The sequence below is a fragment of the Actinomadura graeca genome, from assembly GCF_019175365.1.
Taxonomy (GTDB): domain Bacteria; phylum Actinomycetota; class Actinomycetes; order Streptosporangiales; family Streptosporangiaceae; genus Spirillospora; species Spirillospora graeca.
Map to the genome: position 1 here is coordinate 1,237,664 of NZ_CP059572.1, position 15,119 is coordinate 1,252,782.

The window sequence follows — 15,119 nt, forward strand, 5'->3', positions numbered from 1 at the left end:
CTGCCCCCGGGCCCGCCCGCCGGTCTAGGCTCGGCGCATGACGAACCTGCCTGAGCCCGCCGGTCCGTCCGGGAGGCCGGAGATGCGGGCCTCCGACGCCGACCGGGAGCGGATCGCCCACGTGCTGCGGGAGGCGGCGGGCGAGGGGCGGCTGACCCTGGAGGAGCTCGACGAGCGGCTGGACGCGGTGTACGCGGCCCGGACCTACGCGGAGCTGGAGCCGATCACCCGCGACCTGCCCGATCCGGGGGCGGCGGCCTCGCCTGCGCGCCCGCCGGGGACGGACTTCCGGCCGGTCGACGGCGCCCCGTCCTGGCGGGGCGGCATCGGGATCATGAGCGGGTTCCGGCGCGGCGGGGTGTGGAACGTCCCCCGCCGGTTCACGGCGTTCACGTTCTGGGGCGGCGGGAAGATCGACCTGCGTGAGGCGCGGTTCGCCGAGGGCGGGACGACGATCCACGCGCTGGCCGTCATGGGCGGTGTCGAGGTGATCGTGCCGGACGACCTCACCGTGCACGTCAAGGGCATCGGGATCATGGGCGGGTTCGACCAGCGGGCGAGCGGCCCGGGCGCCCCCGGTTCCCCCAAGGTCGTGGTGCGCGGGTTCGCGTTCTGGGGCGGGGTCAACGTCAGGCGCCGGGCGCGCAAGCAGGACAAGCGGCTGCGCAAGGAGGCGCGGCGCCGCGAGGCCGCCGAGATCGAGGGCACCGACCCGCCCTGAACGGACGCGGCGCCCGGGGACCGTGACCGTGGAGCACGCCTAGGCGGACGGGGGCCGGGCGTCCCGCCAGGGCCGGGCCTGCTCGTAGGCCGCGCACGCGGCCATGACCAGGGCGTCGGCGTGGCGGGCGCCGATCACCTGGAGCCCGGCGGGCAGCCCCTCGGAGGTGAGGCCGCACGGCAGGCTCGCGGCGGGCTGCTGCGTCATGTTGAACGGGTAGGTGAACGGGGTCCAGCCCGTCCACCGGCGGGACGGGGCGCCCGCGGGGGCCTCCCGGCCGGCCTCGAACGCGGCGATCGGCACCGTCGGGGTGAGCAGCAGGTCGTAGCGCTCGTGGAACCGGCCCATGATCCGGCCGAGGTCCATCCGGCGGGCGGTGGCGCCGAGGTAGTCCCCGGCCGTGTACGCGGCGCCCCGGTCGCAGATCTCGCGCAGCCCCGGGTCGAGCCGCGTGCGGGCCTGCGCCGGCAGGTTCTCGACGACCTTGGCGGCGCCGGCGAACCACAGCACCTCGAAGTCCCCGACCGGGTCGGCGAAGCCCGGGTCGGCCTGCTCGACCTTGGCGCCGAGCTCGGTGAAGACCTCGGCCGCGGCGGCGACGAGCGCGGCCACGTCCGGGTCGACGGAGGCGTAGCCGAGGTCGGGGCTGAAGGCGATGCGCGCCCCGCGCAGGGCACCGCCGTCAGGCCCGCCCGAGAACGGGGCGGTGGGCGGGGGCAGCGACGACCAGTCCCTGCCGTCCGCTCCGCAGATCGCGTCGAGCAGCAGCGCCGCGTCCCCCACGCTGCGGGTCATGGGCCCGATGTGGGCGAGCGTGCCGAAGGGGCTGGCCGGGTAGTGCGGGACGCGGCCGTAGGTCGGCTTGAGGGTGAACGTGCCGGTGAACGCGGCGGGGATGCGGACCGAGCCGCCGCCGTCGGTGCCGAGCGCGAGCGGCGCCATGCCCGCGGCGACCGCCGCTGCCGCGCCGCCGCTGGACCCGCCGGGCGTGCGGGCGGGGTCCCAGGGGTTGCGGGTGATCCCGGTGAGCGGCGAGTCGGTGACGCCCTTCCAGGCGTACTCGGGGGTGGTGGTCTTGCCGACCAGCACCGCGCCCTGCTCGCGGAGCCGCGCCACGGACGGCGCGTCCTCCTCCCAGGGGCCGGACGGGTCGATGGACCTCGAACCGCGCAGCGTGGGCCAGCCGCGGGTGAGCAGCACGTCCTTGATCGAGACGGGCACGCCGTCGAGGGCGCCGAGGGTCGCGCCGCGCCGCCACCGGTCGGCCGAGGCGCGCGCGGCGGCCATCGCCGAGTCGCCCGCGACCAGGCAGAACGCGTTGAGCGCCGGGTCCTCGCGCCCGATCCGCGCGAGGACGGCCTCGGTCGCCTCGACCGGCGACAGCGTCCCGGCCCGGTAGCCCTCCAGCAGCTCCGCCGCGGTCATCTCCGCCGGATCGGTCATCCCCGCCCCCTGTTCGAGCCGACGTAGCCCAGGTCCTTGTCGACGACGTTGCGCAGCGGGCGGCCCTCGGTCCAGCGCCGGAGGTTCTCGGCGAACACCCGGACGAGGTCCTCCCGCCAGCCGGTCGCGTCGCCCGACATGTGCGGGGACACGATCACGTTCGGCATGCCCCACAGCGGGGAGGCGGGCGGGAGCGGCTCGTCCCGGAAGACGTCGAGGGCGGCGCCCGCGATCCGCCCGGCGCGCAGGGCCGCGATCAGGTCGTCCTCGACGACGAGCTGCCCGCGGCCGACGTTGACCAGGCGGGCGGTGGGCTTCATCCGGGCGAGCGCGGCGGCGTCGATCATGTCGCGGGTGCGCTCGGTGAGCGGGGCGGCGAGGACCACGTAGTCGGCCTCGGCCAGCGCCGCGTCCAGCCGCTCCATGGGGTGGACGGTGCCGAGGTCGGGGTCGGCGGCGCGGCCGGTGCGCCCCGCCCCGGAAACGGCGAGGCCCGCCGCGGTGAGCCGGCGGCCGATGGCGCGGCCGATCGGGCCGGTGCCGACGACCAGCGCGCGGGCACCGGTGATCCGCTCGGTCTCGCGGTGCCGCCACCGGCGGGCGTCCTGGAGCCGGAGGGTGGCGGGCAGGTCCTTGGCGAAGGCCAGCACCAGGCCGAGGACGTACTCGGCGATCGGCTCGTCGAACACGCCCCGCGAGTTGGTGACGACGGTGTCGGCCTCGACCAGCGCGGGGAACAGCAGCCGGTCGACGCCCGCGCTCGCGATGTGCACCCAGCGCGGCCCGCCGGACGCCGGCCAGGCCGCGGGGAGCGCGCCGGACCAGAAGTCCCACATGAACAGGACGTCGGCGCCGGGCAGCGCGGCGGCCAGGTCCGGCTCGCGCACGTAGCGCACCGGCGTCCCCGCCGCCTCCACGGCGGCCATGCCGGGCGGTTCGTCGTCCCTGATCAGGACCACCACGGAGGGCGGCCTCCCGGCCGCGGGCGGCACCTGGTCCATCGGCGTCCCTTCCGAAGTGCGCGAATTGACAAGAAGGCAACTCGCGTAGGCATTGACACGCTAGGAAGCGTTCGTAGGATTGTCAACAATCAACGCGGCTCGATGAGCACCGGCCGTGCCGCGGTGACCACGCTGCAAGACCGTGCTGCAAGACCGTCGCAACCGCTGTCCAGGGCCAGGACGGATCCCAGAGCGCTCTAACGGAAGAGTCCAGAGTCCTTTCGGGTGGCGACGCTCTCGCACACCCCTGTCCGCGGGGAGGTCCGGCATGTCGAAGCTCATGACCATCTCACTCGAGCGGCGCGGCGTCTCGTGCGTCGCCGAACTGCTGGAGAAGGACGCGCCGCGCACCTGTGAGGCGGTGTGGCGCGCCCTGCCCCTGGAAGGCGACGCCTACCACGCCAAGTACGCCCGCAACGAGGTGTACACCATGGTGGAGCGGTTCGCCGACGAGGAGGTCGGGCTGGAGAACCCGACCGTCACGCCGATCCCCGGCGACGTCGTGTACTTCTCCTTCCCCGGCGGGATGCTCGACCGGGCGTTCAAGGAGGAGAAGGGCATCCACGGGCTGCCCGGCGTCATCGACCTGGCGATCTTCTACGGCCGCAACAACCTGCTGCTGAACGGCGACGTCGGCTGGGTGCCCGGGAACGTGTACGCCACGATCGTGGAGGGCCTGGACCGCATGGCCGAGGCGTGCAACGACGTGTGGCGCTCGGGCGCCGTCGGGGAACGCCTGGTCTACCGCCGCGCCGGGTCCTGAGCGGCGGCCCCCCGATGACCTTCGACCCCACGCTGGTCGTCGGCCCCGAGCTGCTCGCCCAGCACGGCGTCGGCGTCGTCGCCCCGTTCGACTTCGCCCTGGACCGCGAGCTGTGGCGGTGGACGCCCGATGACGTGTCGCTGTTCATGACCCGGCTGCCGTACGTGCCGGTGCCGGTGACGGTGGAGATGGCCAACGCGCTGTCGGACCACTCCATCGTCCGGCAGGCGACCCGGGACGTCCTCGCGCCCGAGCCGCTGGCCGTGGCGTACGCGTGCGCGTCGGGCAGCTTCATCCGCGGCGCGACGGGCGAGCGGGAGCTGCACCAGACGATGCGGTCGGCGGGCGCCCCGGCGGTGGCGACCACGTCGGGCGCGCTCGTGGAGTCGCTGGGGCTGCTGGGCGCGTCGCGGATCGCCGTGGTCACCCCCTACATCGACGCCGTCACCGAGCGGCTCGTCTCCTTCCTCGACGAGCACGGCATCACCGTGGTCGCGTCCGTCGGCATGGGCCTGCTCAGCCACATCTGGAAGGTCGGGTACGGCGAGATCGTCAGCGCCGTCTCCGCCGTGGACCGGGCGGACGCCGAGGCCGTGTTCATCAGCTGCACGAACGTGCCGACCTACGACATCATCGCGCCGCTGGAGCAGATGATCGCCAAGCCGGTCCTCACCGCCAACCAGGTGACGATGTGCTCGTCGCTGCGGGCGATGGGCCGCGCTCCGATCGGCCCGGACCAGTCGCTGGTCCAGCTCTCCCGCCCGACCGCCGCCTGAACCATGATCGAGGAAGGTAGGTTTGTCGACGACATGCCGCACCAGCGACCCCGCGCCGGGTTCCTCTACCCCGGCCACAGCGCCGAGGACGACTACCCCGCGATGGAGCGCGCCCTCGGCGGCGTGAGGCTGCCGGTCGTGCACACCCTCATGCGCGAGGACGCCCACCGGGTGGACGCGCTGCTGGACATCGGCGGCGCCGGCGTGCTCGCCGAGGGGGCCCGCGCGCTGCGGGGCCTCGGCGTCCAGGCCGCCGTGTGGGCGTGCACCAGCGGGAGCTTCGTGTTCGGCTGGGACGGGGCGGCGGCGCAGGTCGAGGGCGTCCGCGAGGCCGCGGGCGTGCCCGCGTCCAGCACCTCCTTCGCGTTCGTGAACGCGGCGCGGCACCTGGGCGTGCGGCGGGTGGCGGTCGCCGCGACCTACCCGGCCGACGTCGCGGAGCTGTTCGGCGCGTTCCTCGGCCACGCCGGGATCGAGGTGGTGGCGCTGTCCGCGCGCGGCATCGTCACCGCCGCCGAGGTCGGCACGCTCGGCCGCGCGGAGGTCCTGGACTTCGTCGCGGCCAACGACCACCCCGGCGCCGAGGCGGTGCTCGTCCCCGACACCGCACTGCACACCGTGTCCTGGCTCGGCGAGCTGGAGGCACGGGTCGGCAAGCCCGTCCTCACCGCCAACCAGGTGAGCGTCTGGGAGGGCCTGCGGCTCGCGGCCGGCGTGGACGCGCCGTCCCCGCGCGCCGGCTTCGGCAGGCTGTTCGCGACGCCCGCCACCCCCACCGCCGCCGCGGCGGCCGCTCCCGGGCCGCTGCCGGCGCGACCCACCTGATGGACAGACGAAAGGGGCCCGCGGATGGGCCGATTGGGTGAGCTCGAACCCGTCCCCCGCAAGTCGACAGTGGAGATCGTCTCCGACGAGCTACGGTCGGCGATCATGTACGGCTCGCTGGAGCCGGGCGCGCAGCTCGGCGAGGCGGAGCTGGCCGCGCGGCTCGGCATCAGCCGCGGCCCGCTGCGCGAGGCCATGCAGCGGCTCGTCCAGGAGGGACTGCTCGTCAGCGAGCCGCACCGCGGCCTGTTCGTGATCACGCTGGACCAGGGCGACGTCGAGGACGTCTACCTGGCGCGGCTCGCGATCGAGCGGGAGGCGTGCCGGCTGATCATGGACCGGAACCGGGGCGAGGCCGTCGTGCGGCTGACCGAGGCGCTGGAGGCCCTCGTCGAGGCCGCGCGCGAGCGGGACCGCGTCGCGATGAGCGACGCCGACCAGGCCTTCCACGAGGTGCTGGTCAGCTCGTCCGGCAGCCCCCGGCTGGAGCGGATGGCGCACACGCTGCTCGTCGAGACGCGCATGTGCCTGAACGCGCTCCAGGACACCTACCCCGAGCCGTCCGTGCTCGTCGACGAGCACCGCCGCCTCGTGGACGCCATCGGCGACGGCGAGGAGGGACGGCTGCTGCGGCTCATCGAGGAGCACATGACCGACTCCATCGAGCGGCTCCGGCCTCCCTGAGCCCGGTCCCGTCCCGCCCTGGACAGGAGGGCGGGACACGTGATGGCATGAATTGTCGACAATCTGCAATCTTCGTTCGGGAGTGCCCATGGCGACGCTGTCCCCCCTGCTCAAGCAGGCCACCCCCGTCCTCGCCGCGCGCGGTGAAGGCGTGTACCTCTACGACACCGCCGGCCGCCGGCACCTCGACTTCACCGCGGGCATCGGCGTCACCGGCACCGGCCACTGCCACCCGCGCGTGGTCGAGGCCGCGCAGAGGCAGGTGGCGACGCTGATCCACGGGCAGTACACGACGGTCATGCACGAGCCGCTGCTGCGGCTGACCGAGGCCCTCGGCGAGGTGCTGCCCGCGTCCCTGGACTCGCTGTTCTTCCTCAACAGCGGCAGCGAGGCCGTCGAGGCGTCGATCCGCCTGGCGCGGCACGCCACCGGGCGGCAGAACATCGTCGTCTTCCAGGGCTCCTTCCACGGCCGGACGATGGGCGCCGCCGCGCTCACCACGGCGGGCACCAAGTTCCGCGCCGGGATCGGCCCGCTGATGCCGGGCGTCGCCGTCGCCCCCTTCCCGCAGTCCTACCGGTACGGCTGGGACGAGGACGAGGCGACCCGCTTCGCGCTCCGCGAGCTGGACTACCTCCTCGCCACCACCAGCTCCCCCGCCGACACCGCCGCGTTCGTCGTCGAGCCCGTCCTCGGCGAGGGCGGCTACATCCCCGCCCCGCCCGCGTTCCTGGAGGGGCTGCGGGAGCGCGCCGACCGGCACGGCGTCCTGCTCGTCGTGGACGAGGTCCAGACCGGGTTCGGCCGGACGGGCCGCTTCTGGGGCCACGAGCACTCGGCCGCCCGCCCCGACGTGCTCATCACCGCCAAGGGCCTGGCCAGCGGGTTCCCGCTGTCGGCCATCGCGGCGCCGGCCGCGCTGATGGAGAAGGCGTGGCCGGGCTCGCAGGGCGGCACGTACGGCGGCAACGCGGTCGCGTGCGCGGCCGCCCTCGCGACCCTGGAGGTCATCCGCGACGAGGACCTCGTCGGCAACGCCCGGCGCCAGGGCGTCCGGCTGCACGACGGCCTGCGCAAGGTCGCCGCCGACCACCCGGTGATCGGGGACGTCCGGGGCCTCGGGCTCATGCAGGCCTGCGAGTTCACCGCGCCGGACGGCGGGCCCGACGCCGCGGCCGCGCAGCGCGCCCACAAGGCCGCCGCCGGGCACGGGCTGCTGCTGCTGACCTGCGGCGCGTTCGGCAACGTCGTCCGGATGATCCCGCCGCTGATCGTCGACGACGCCCAGGTGGACGACGCCCTGGCGCTGTGGTCGGCGGCCGTGGCCGACGCCGTGGGCTGAGACCGCCTCAGCGGGCGGCCTCGACGAGGCCGCCCACGAGGGCCCGCAGGCCGTCGAGGTAGGTGTCCTCGGCGGTGAGCGGCGCCCACCGCCCGGCCAGCGCGGCCAGGCGGGGCAGCTCCGCCGGGTCGAGGGCGGCGAAGACCCGCTCCCGGTAGGTCGGCCGGTCGTCGCGGGCGCGGCGCCGCCCGGCCGCCGCGCGGACGAGCAGCTCCCCCGCGGTGTAGTACCAGATCGCCCGGTAGCCGTGGACGGCCCGCTCCGGTGTCAGGCCGCATCCGACGAGGCCGTCCACGATGTGCTCGGCGTACCACAGCGCCGACTCCGCCAGCAGGTCGTCGGCGGTGAGCACCTCGACGACCCATGGGACGTCCGCGAGCGTGTCCCGCATCGCGGACGCGACGACGACGACCCGCTCGCGGGGGTCGTCCGGCAGCTCGGGGCGGCGCGCCATCCGGGCCGCGTAGTCGTCCAGCAGCAGGACGAGCAGCTCCTCCTTGTCGCGGACGTGGTGGTAGAGCGCCATCGGGGTGCTGCCGACCTCGGTGGCGAGCCGGCGCATCGTCAGCCGGCCGGGGCCCTCGGCCTCCACGATCCGCCCGGCGGCCCCGACGATCTCCTCGCGGGAGATCCGGGGCGGCCGGCCCCTGCGCTGCTCAGGCTGTCGCGGCATCCCCCCATCCTCCCGCATGCACCCTCCCGCACGAGTCCGCCGCACGGGCCCGGCTCGACAGCGCGGACGGCTCCGGGTTATTTTCTTTACATGTATAGAAACTCACGGGGGCGGCCCGGCGTGGTGCTCGCGGCCGCCGCGACCGCCCAGTTCGTCGTCGCCCTGGACATGGCCGTGGTGAACGTCGCCCTGCCCGCCGTCCGCGCGTCCCTCGGTTTCGCGCCGGCCGGCCTGGCCTGGGTCGTGCACGTCTACGCGCTGACCTTCGGCGGGTTCCTGCTGCTCGGCGGACGGGCCTGCGACCTGTTCGGGCGGCGGCGCCTGTTCGCCGCCGGGCTCGCGGCGTTCGGGCTGTTCTCGCTCGCGGGCGGCCTCGCCCAGGCGCCATGGCAGCTGGTCGCCGCCCGCGCCGGCCAGGGCCTCGCCGCCGCCGCGGTCGCTCCGGCGGCCCTGGCCCTGCTCACCACGACGTTCCCGGAGGGCCGCGAGCGCGTCCGCGCGCTCGGCGTCTGGAGCGCGGTGAACGCGGCGGGCGGCGCGCTCGGCGTGCTCGCGGGCGGGCTGCTCACCGAGTACGCGGGCTGGCGCTGGGTGATGCTGGTCAACCTGCCCATCGTCGCCGGGGCGCTGGCACTCGTCCCCGCGGGCGTGCCCGCCGGGGCCCGCGCCGCCGGGCGCCCGCGCCTGGACCTGCCGGGCGCCGTCCTCGCGACCGCCGGGACGGGCCTGCTGGTCCTCGGCGTCGCCCGCACCGACACGCGTGGCTGGACGTCCGCCGCGACCCTCGCGACGCTCGGTGCGGCCGCCGTGCTCCTGGTGGCGTTCGTGGTCACCGAGTCGCGCGTCCCGGCGCCGCTCGTCCGCCTCGGGCTGCTGCGAAGCCGGTGGGTCGCCGGGGCCAACGTGTTCGTCTTCCTCGCGGCGGCGGGCCAGTTCGCCGCGTTCTACTTCGTGTCCCTCCACATGCAGGGCGTCCTCGGCATGGGCGCCGCCGCGACCGGCGCGGCGTTCGTCCCCTTCTCCGCCGGGGTCGTCGCCGGCAGCGTCGCGGCGACGCGGATCACCGCGGCCCGCTCGCCCCGCGCGTCGCTGGTCCCGGGCGCCCTCCTCGCCGCCGCGGGCCTCGGCTGGTTCGCGCTGATGGGCCCCGGCGGCGGGTTCCTCACCGACGTGCTGGGCCCGTCGGTGGTCACCAGCCTCGGCCTCGGCCTGTGCCTGGCGCCGGTCGCCGCCGCCGCGACGACCGGCGTCGCCCGCGGCGAGGCCGGGATGGCGGCGGGCCTGCTGAACAGCTCGCGGCAGCTCGGCGGCTGCCTCGGCCTCGCGGCCCTCGCCACCCTCGCCGCGGGCCGCACCGGCTCCGGCACGGGCCCGTCCGACCTCGCCTCCGGCTACGCGCTCGGCCTCGCCGTCGCCGCCGGGCTCCTGCTCGCCGCCGCCGTGGTGGCCCTGGCGGTGCTGCCCCGCCACCGTCCCGCGGCGTCCCCGGCGGCCCCCGCTCCCGTGAAGCCCCATCTGGAAGGAACACCGTCATGACCCACCCGATCGACATGTTCGCCCGCGCCCTCACCTTCCACCCGGACGGCGCGGTCGAAGCGGCCGAACGGCGCATGGACGCCGACTCCGGCGGCTGGCAGGTCGCGGCGTTCCACGTGGAGACCGACGCCGACGTCCACGCCGACCACTGGGAGATGCACCCGGCGGCCGAGGAGGCGGTCTGCTGCCTGTCCGGCGGGATCCGCGTGCACTTCCGCCCCGAGGAGCCCGGCGGCGAGGAGGAGACGGTCGCGCTGCCCGCGGGCGGCGCGGTGATCGTCCCGCGGGGGCGCTGGCACCGCCTGGAACTGGACGGCCCCAGCGACATCATGTCCATCACCCTCCGCCGGGGCACCCGGCTGGAACGGCGGGACGGCACCTGACGGCCATCGGCCCGGCGCGCCGCCGCGCGTCCGGGGGGTCTCATGCCTGGACAACCACGCCCTCCGCCAAGAGTTCCTCGGCGTCGGTGAACCCGAGGTCCTCCAGGACGGCGCGGCTCTGCCCGCCCGGCAGGACGGGAAGCCCGTCGGTCTCGGGGACGGTGCGGGAGAAGCGGGGTGCGGGGGCGGGCTGCCGGTGCCCCGACAGCTCGGGGAAGACGTCCCTGGCCGTGTTGTAGGGGTGCTCCCGCGCCTCCTCCAGGGACAGCACGGGCGCCACGCACGCGTCGCCGGGCAGGAACCGCTCCGCCCACTCGTCGCGGGCGCGGGCCTTGAAGGCGGCGCCGATGCGGTCGCGGAGTTCCGGCCAGCCTTCCCGGTCGTGCTGGCCGGGGAGGTCCGCGGCGTCGAGGCCGAGGACGCGCAGGAACTCCGCGTAGAACCGGGGCTCGATCGCGCCGACCGCCATGTGGCGGCCGTCGGCGGTCTCGTAGACGTCGTACCAGGGGGCGCCGGTGTCGAGCACGTTGACGCCGCGCCGGTCCTGCCACAGGCCGCCCGCGAGGAAGGCGTGCACGAAGGTGGTCAGGTGCGCGGTGCCGTCCACGATCGCGGCGTCCACGACCTGGCCGCGTCCGCTCGTCCTGGACTCCAGGAGGGCCGCGAGGACGCCGACGGCCAGGTACATGCTGCCCCCGGCGAAGTCGCCGAGCAGGTTGAGCGGGACCTGGGGCGGTCCGCCGGCGCGGCCGATGGCGTGCAGGGCGCCGGTGACGGCGATATAGCCGATGTCGTGTCCCGCGCTCAGGGCGAGCGGCCCCTTCTGGCCCCACCCGGTCATCCGCCCGTAGACGAGCGCCGGGTTGCGGGCAAGGCAGTCGTCCGGGCCGACGCCGAGGCGCTCGGTGACGCCGGGGCGGAAGCCCTCCAGGAGGACGTCGGACCTCTCCGCGATGCGGAGCACCACCTCCCGGCCCCGTCCGCTCTTCAGGTCGACCGCGATCGATCGCTTGCCCCGGTTGGTGAAGTCGGTCCCGCCGGTGGCGGCGCCGCCCACGGCGGAGGCGCGGTCGACCCGGACGACGTCGGCGCCGAGGTCGGCCAGCAGCATCGCGGCGAACGGCCCCGGCCCGATCCCCGCCAGCTCGACCACGCGGACCCCGGCGAGCGGCCCCTTGCCCATCTGCGCCCCCTCTCGAACCTCGTTCGGTGCAGCCTAGTGTGCACGGGGCGCGGGCGCGGTCAGCGGGCCGTGAGGGTGACCGGGGTACCGGGGCGGCCGGTGGCGACCAGGAGCCGGTTCCGCGGGCCGGACGGCCGGACCCGGCCCTCGGCGCGCGGGAGCAGCCCGGCGCCCGCGGCGGCCAGGTAGTACCAGCGCCCGGACGGGGCGCGCCACCAGGTGCCGCTCACCGGCCGCCGGGCGTCGCAGGGGCCGGTCGCGCGCTGCCAGCCCTGCCGGGTCCCGTCCGCGCCGAACAGCGTCGCCCGGGACGCGCCGCCGCCGTCCGCGAACGACAGCCGGGTGCACGCCCAGTCGGCGGCGCCGCCCCCGTGCGGCAGCGTCCCCGACCAGAAGTCCCACGCCATCGCCTCGGAGACGGGGCGTTCCGGGCGGGGCGCCGCGCAGGCGAGGCGCTCCCAGAAGCGCAGGCCCCCGGGCCCGAGCCGCGCCGCCGGTTCCGCGGCTCCCCCGGCGGGCGCCCGGTAGCCGGGCGAGTGGTAGGTCAGGACGGCGGCGCGCGGCCCGCCGAGGTCGCCGACGGTGCGGGGGCCGCCGGGCCCGTCGACGTGGAACGCCGGGCCGCGGCCGCAGCGGGTGCGGGCGAGGGCGGGCGCGGTCACGCCGTCCCGCACGCCGAGGGGGTCCCCGGCGAGGGTCTCGGGACGGGAGTCCCACGGCGCGAGCAGGTAGCGCCCCCCGCCGAGATGGATCGGGGCGGACGGGTCGGCGCCCGCGGTATCCACCTCCAGCCCGGACGGCGCGTAGCGGGCGAGCCGGTCGCCGCTGCGCAGCAGGACGAGCGCTGCCGAGCCCGAGTGGCCCGCGTACATGAGCTGTGCCGTGCCACCGCGCGCGCGCCGGGTGCCCGTGGCGTCCTCCCATGCGTCCATCGCGCGCCGCGCGAGCGCCTTGTCGTGGACGAGGTCGCCGCGCGCGGGCCAGGCGTCGAGCGTGCGGGGGCCGCGCGCCCACGCGCCGGGGACGGCGGTGAACATGCGCAGCCCGTGCGTCGACGCGGACCGCCCGCCGGCGAACGAGCCGCCGCCCTCGGTCATCACGAGCGCGCCGACGAGGCCCGCGGTGAGCGCGGCGGCGGTGGCGAGCGGCAGCAGCGAGCGGTTGCGGACCGGCCGCAGCAGCGCGGTCTCGAACCGCTCGGGGCCCCGGCCGGACGGGACCTCCAGCGCGTCGGCGGCGTCGATCACCGGCCACGGGTCCCGCACGCGCAGCTCGATGAGCTGGTCGCGGACCGCGTACCGCGGCATGCCCTCGATATGGCGCAGCACGTACGCCACCCGGACCGGCGGCTCCAGCCTCGACAGCGCCCCGGTGAGCGCGGGGTCGGGCAGCCGGGCCGGCAGGGAGCGCAGCCACGGGCCGAGCCCGATCTGGAGCCGCCGGGAGGGGCGCATCGCCCGGCGCAGGACGCGGGTGCGGCGCCGGGCGAGCGCGGAGGGCGTGCGATCGCGGCGGGCGGTGCCGTCCACGATCCGCCGCGCGATCGCCAGCCGGTAGACGCGCTTTCCCCGTCCCGGAAGAACAAAATACGCCATTCGGACAAGTTCACTGTAAGGCGATTCCGTCGCCTGGTTCGTGATGACCTCTTCCGCCACGGCGGCCACTCCCTCTGGGCTACTCCTCGGTCGCGAAACCCGAGGCTAGGCAGCAGGACGCGGGGCGGAAGCGGAATTGGGGCAACCATTACAAAGGCCGGTCGAATTGTTCCGTCCCGCGCCGCCGGGCCCGCCGTCCGCGTCAGCCTCCGGACAGCGCCCGCGCATACGCGGAGGCGGTGATGTTCCGTCCGGAGACGATGACGGCCAGCCGCCCCTCGGCCTCGACCTTCCCCGCGAGGACGGCGGCGACCCCGGCGGCGCCCGATCCCTCGGCGACCAGGCCGTGCTCGCGGAACAGCCGGCGCAGCGCGGCGCGGATCTCGGCGTCGGTGACGGAGGTCAGCCGGGCGGTGCCCGCCAGCATCCCGGGCGTGACGCTGCCGGCCTCCAGGTTGCCGGCGAGCCCGTCCGCGATCGTGTCGCCGACCGGGACCTCGACGACCCGCCCGGCGGCGACGGACGCCGACACCCCGCGCGACCGCGCCGACTCCACGCCGACGACGCGCACCCCGCCCCGCAGGCCGGCCCACAGGCACAGGCCGGCGACGAGGCCGCCGCCGCCCACCGGCGCCACGACGGTCAGCGGGCCGTCCGCCTGGCCGTCGAGCTCCCGGCCGATGGTGCCCTGCCCGGCGATGACGGCGGGATCGTTGTAGGGCGAGACGTACGTTCCGGGAAGGCCCATGGCGTGCGCCTCGGCTTCCTCGTAGGTCGTCCCGTGCCGGACGAGCCGGACCGGGAACGCGCCGATCCCGTCGAGCTTGGCCTGGGACGCGCCCGTGGGCACGACCACGGTCACCTCTACGCCCGCGCCGCGGCGGGCCCGGGACGCGGCGAAGCCCATGCCGAGGCCGTGGTTCCCGGCGCTCGCGGTGACGGCGGGCCCGCCGTCCGGCAGCGCGGCCAGCGCCGCCAGCGCGCCCCGCACCTTGAAGGACCCGGTCGGCTGGAACGTCTCCAGCTTCAGCAGCGCGCCCGGCGCCAGCCCGGACGCGACGACCGGCGTCGGCGGGAGCACCGCGGACACCGCCCGCCACGCGTGCTCCAGGTCACCCGGCCCTGGCGTGCGGACGGCGCGGACGTTCACACGCGCCCCGCAGACCGCGCGGGCGCCGCACAAGGCGCCGTCCCCCATCGCATCCCCTCACAGTAGCGATCATGCGAGGCAGCGGCCCCTCGGGGAGTCTCCGCCACCTGGGGGAACCACCGCGCCCGGCGATGTACGGGCCGGTACATGTGAGGTGAATCACATTTGCCCTTTCGCGGCTTCTGATCCACTGCGAACCGAACGCGAACGTCGTCCCTGACGTCCTAATGTGGGGCATCGCGAAACGTGGGGCATCGCGAACGACGACACCGGGGTGGACGTGGAGAACGCAAGCATCGCCGACCTGTGGGACCGCGTGACAGGGACGCAGCCCGACCCGCCGTGGTGGCTGGTCGTCCTCGTCGGGCTGGTGGCCCTCGGCTCGGTCGTCCACGGCCCCACCTGGCGGGTCGCGCGCAACACCGTGACGATCGCGCACGAGGGCGGGCACGCCCTGATCGCGCTCGTCACCGGCCGCAAGCTCGACGGCATCAAGCTGCACTCCGACACCTCCGGCGTCACCGTCTCGCGCGGCAAGCCGCACGGTCCGGGCATGGTCTTCACCGCGATGGCCGGGTACCTCACGCCCCCGCTGCTCGGGCTGCTGTTCGCGGCGCTGCTGGCGGGCGGGCGCATCACGCTGATGCTGTGGTTCTCGCTGGCCCTGCTCGCGGGGATGCTCGTCATGATCCGCAACGCCTACGGCGCGCTGTCGGTGATCGTCACCGGCGCCGTCGTCTTCGGGGTGTCGTGGCTGGGCGGCGCGAAGGTGCAGGCGGGGTTCGCCTACCTCGCGGCCTGGTTCCTGCTGCTGGCGGCCACCCGCCCGGTGATCGAGCTGCAGCGCATGCGCGCCCGGCACATGGCGCCGAGCTCGGACGCCGACCAGCTCGCGCACCTCACCGGCGTCCCCGGGCTGGCGTGGGTGAGCCTCTTCGGCGCCGTCGCCCTCGCCGCGCTCGTCGCCGGGGCGGCCCTGCTGTTCCCCGACGCCGTGTCGGTCCCCCACCTCCCCCGCCCGCCGGGCTTCTGAGGAGCGCCCGG

15 protein-coding genes are annotated in these 15,119 nt (G+C 75.7%); 9 read left to right on the forward strand and 6 right to left on the reverse strand.

The window, feature by feature from the left end; all coding sequences use genetic code 11:
• Positions 1–37: 37 nt before the first annotated feature.
• Positions 38–721: a DUF1707 SHOCT-like domain-containing protein gene (locus AGRA3207_RS05775; protein WP_231333508.1), complete on the forward strand. Its 684-nt coding sequence runs from the start codon at positions 38–40 to the stop codon at positions 719–721.
• A gap of 39 nt (positions 722–760) precedes the next feature.
• Here AGRA3207_RS05775 and AGRA3207_RS05780 read toward each other — a convergent pair whose 3' ends face one another.
• Positions 761–2,164, reverse strand: a complete 1,404-nt coding sequence (locus tag AGRA3207_RS05780; protein ID WP_231333509.1) for an amidase — start codon at positions 2,162–2,164, stop codon at positions 761–763.
• Positions 2,161–3,165 (reverse strand): D-2-hydroxyacid dehydrogenase, encoded by a 1,005-nt coding sequence (locus AGRA3207_RS05785; RefSeq protein WP_231333510.1) that lies wholly within the window; start codon positions 3,163–3,165, stop codon positions 2,161–2,163. The genes AGRA3207_RS05780 and AGRA3207_RS05785 overlap by 4 nt, the downstream gene beginning before the upstream one ends.
• A 280-nt stretch (positions 3,166–3,445) precedes the next feature.
• Between AGRA3207_RS05785 and AGRA3207_RS05790 the strand changes: the two genes are divergently transcribed.
• From AGRA3207_RS05790 to AGRA3207_RS05810, 5 genes are all read left to right on the forward strand, one after another.
• Entirely contained in the window at positions 3,446–3,928 is a 483-nt protein-coding gene (locus AGRA3207_RS05790) for a DUF3830 family protein (RefSeq protein WP_231333511.1), read from the forward strand.
• 14 nt (positions 3,929–3,942) lie between these two features.
• Entirely contained in the window at positions 3,943–4,704 is a 762-nt protein-coding gene (locus AGRA3207_RS05795; RefSeq protein WP_231333512.1) for a maleate cis-trans isomerase family protein, read from the forward strand.
• Between the two features lie 33 nt (positions 4,705–4,737).
• Positions 4,738–5,529 (forward strand): maleate cis-trans isomerase family protein, encoded by a 792-nt coding sequence (locus tag AGRA3207_RS05800; RefSeq protein WP_231333513.1) that lies wholly within the window; start codon positions 4,738–4,740, stop codon positions 5,527–5,529.
• Positions 5,530–5,553: 24 nt separating this feature from the next.
• Complete coding sequence (locus tag AGRA3207_RS05805; RefSeq protein ID WP_231333514.1) at positions 5,554–6,213, forward strand: GntR family transcriptional regulator; 660 nt, start codon at positions 5,554–5,556, stop codon at positions 6,211–6,213.
• An 88-nt stretch (positions 6,214–6,301) separates the two neighbouring features.
• Positions 6,302–7,555 (forward strand): aspartate aminotransferase family protein, encoded by a 1,254-nt coding sequence (locus tag AGRA3207_RS05810; RefSeq protein WP_231333515.1) that lies wholly within the window; start codon positions 6,302–6,304, stop codon positions 7,553–7,555.
• A 7-nt stretch (positions 7,556–7,562) separates the two neighbouring features.
• On the opposite strand, the gene AGRA3207_RS05815 is transcribed toward AGRA3207_RS05810, so the two are convergent.
• The gene (locus AGRA3207_RS05815; protein ID WP_231333516.1) at positions 7,563–8,228 is read right to left on the reverse strand and encodes a TetR/AcrR family transcriptional regulator; all 666 of its coding nucleotides are present in this window, start codon (positions 8,226–8,228) and stop codon (positions 7,563–7,565) included.
• A gap of 90 nt (positions 8,229–8,318) precedes the next feature.
• Here AGRA3207_RS05815 and AGRA3207_RS05820 point away from each other — a divergent pair, with 90 nt between their 5' ends.
• Together AGRA3207_RS05820 and AGRA3207_RS05825 are read left to right on the forward strand one after the other, a co-directional pair.
• On the forward strand, positions 8,319–9,764 hold the full coding sequence (locus tag AGRA3207_RS05820) for an MFS transporter (protein ID WP_231333517.1): 1,446 nt from the start codon (positions 8,319–8,321) through the stop codon (positions 9,762–9,764).
• Positions 9,761–10,147, forward strand: coding sequence for a cupin domain-containing protein (locus tag AGRA3207_RS05825; RefSeq protein WP_231333518.1), 387 nt, complete (start codon positions 9,761–9,763; stop codon positions 10,145–10,147). Before AGRA3207_RS05820 ends, AGRA3207_RS05825 begins: the two co-directional genes overlap by 4 nt.
• A 40-nt stretch (positions 10,148–10,187) precedes the next feature.
• Here the strand turns inward: AGRA3207_RS05825 and AGRA3207_RS05830 are convergent, their stop codons facing one another.
• The 3 genes from AGRA3207_RS05830 to AGRA3207_RS05840 form a co-directional block, all read right to left on the reverse strand.
• Positions 10,188–11,330 (reverse strand): CaiB/BaiF CoA transferase family protein, encoded by a 1,143-nt coding sequence (locus AGRA3207_RS05830; protein ID WP_231333519.1) that lies wholly within the window; start codon positions 11,328–11,330, stop codon positions 10,188–10,190.
• A gap of 59 nt (positions 11,331–11,389) precedes the next feature.
• A complete protein-coding gene (locus AGRA3207_RS05835; protein ID WP_231333520.1) occupies positions 11,390–12,925 on the reverse strand; it encodes a hypothetical protein in 1,536 nt (511 codons plus the stop codon).
• Positions 12,926–13,127: 202 nt separating this feature from the next.
• Positions 13,128–14,123 (reverse strand): threonine ammonia-lyase, encoded by a 996-nt coding sequence (locus AGRA3207_RS05840; protein WP_231333521.1) that lies wholly within the window; start codon positions 14,121–14,123, stop codon positions 13,128–13,130.
• Positions 14,124–14,355: 232 nt separating this feature from the next.
• Between AGRA3207_RS05840 and AGRA3207_RS05845 the strand changes: the two genes are divergently transcribed.
• On the forward strand, positions 14,356–15,108 hold the full coding sequence (locus AGRA3207_RS05845; protein ID WP_420830905.1) for a M50 family metallopeptidase: 753 nt from the start codon (positions 14,356–14,358) through the stop codon (positions 15,106–15,108).
• The last annotated feature ends 11 nt before the right edge of the window (positions 15,109–15,119 follow it).

What these genes read in the sequence shown, in the direction of transcription:
- AGRA3207_RS05775 (WP_231333508.1), top strand. Translation starts at nt 38, where the DNA reads ATGACGAACCTGCCTGAGCCCGCCGGTCCGTCCGGGAGGCCGGAGATG.
- AGRA3207_RS05780 (WP_231333509.1), bottom strand. Translation starts at nt 2,164, where the DNA reads ATGACCGATCCGGCGGAGATGACCGCGGCGGAGCTGCTGGAGGGCTAC.
- AGRA3207_RS05785 (WP_231333510.1), bottom strand. Translation starts at nt 3,165, where the DNA reads ATGGACCAGGTGCCGCCCGCGGCCGGGAGGCCGCCCTCCGTGGTGGTC.
- AGRA3207_RS05790 (WP_231333511.1), top strand. Translation starts at nt 3,446, where the DNA reads ATGACCATCTCACTCGAGCGGCGCGGCGTCTCGTGCGTCGCCGAACTG.
- AGRA3207_RS05795 (WP_231333512.1), top strand. Translation starts at nt 3,943, where the DNA reads ATGACCTTCGACCCCACGCTGGTCGTCGGCCCCGAGCTGCTCGCCCAG.
- AGRA3207_RS05800 (WP_231333513.1), top strand. Translation starts at nt 4,738, where the DNA reads ATGCCGCACCAGCGACCCCGCGCCGGGTTCCTCTACCCCGGCCACAGC.
- AGRA3207_RS05805 (WP_231333514.1), top strand. Translation starts at nt 5,554, where the DNA reads ATGGGCCGATTGGGTGAGCTCGAACCCGTCCCCCGCAAGTCGACAGTG.
- AGRA3207_RS05810 (WP_231333515.1), top strand. Translation starts at nt 6,302, where the DNA reads ATGGCGACGCTGTCCCCCCTGCTCAAGCAGGCCACCCCCGTCCTCGCC.
- AGRA3207_RS05815 (WP_231333516.1), bottom strand. Translation starts at nt 8,228, where the DNA reads ATGCCGCGACAGCCTGAGCAGCGCAGGGGCCGGCCGCCCCGGATCTCC.
- AGRA3207_RS05820 (WP_231333517.1), top strand. Translation starts at nt 8,319, where the DNA reads ATGTATAGAAACTCACGGGGGCGGCCCGGCGTGGTGCTCGCGGCCGCC.
- AGRA3207_RS05825 (WP_231333518.1), top strand. Translation starts at nt 9,761, where the DNA reads ATGACCCACCCGATCGACATGTTCGCCCGCGCCCTCACCTTCCACCCG.
- AGRA3207_RS05830 (WP_231333519.1), bottom strand. Translation starts at nt 11,330, where the DNA reads ATGGGCAAGGGGCCGCTCGCCGGGGTCCGCGTGGTCGAGCTGGCGGGG.
- AGRA3207_RS05835 (WP_231333520.1), bottom strand. Translation starts at nt 12,925, where the DNA reads ATGGCGTATTTTGTTCTTCCGGGACGGGGAAAGCGCGTCTACCGGCTG.
- AGRA3207_RS05840 (WP_231333521.1), bottom strand. Translation starts at nt 14,123, where the DNA reads ATGGGGGACGGCGCCTTGTGCGGCGCCCGCGCGGTCTGCGGGGCGCGT.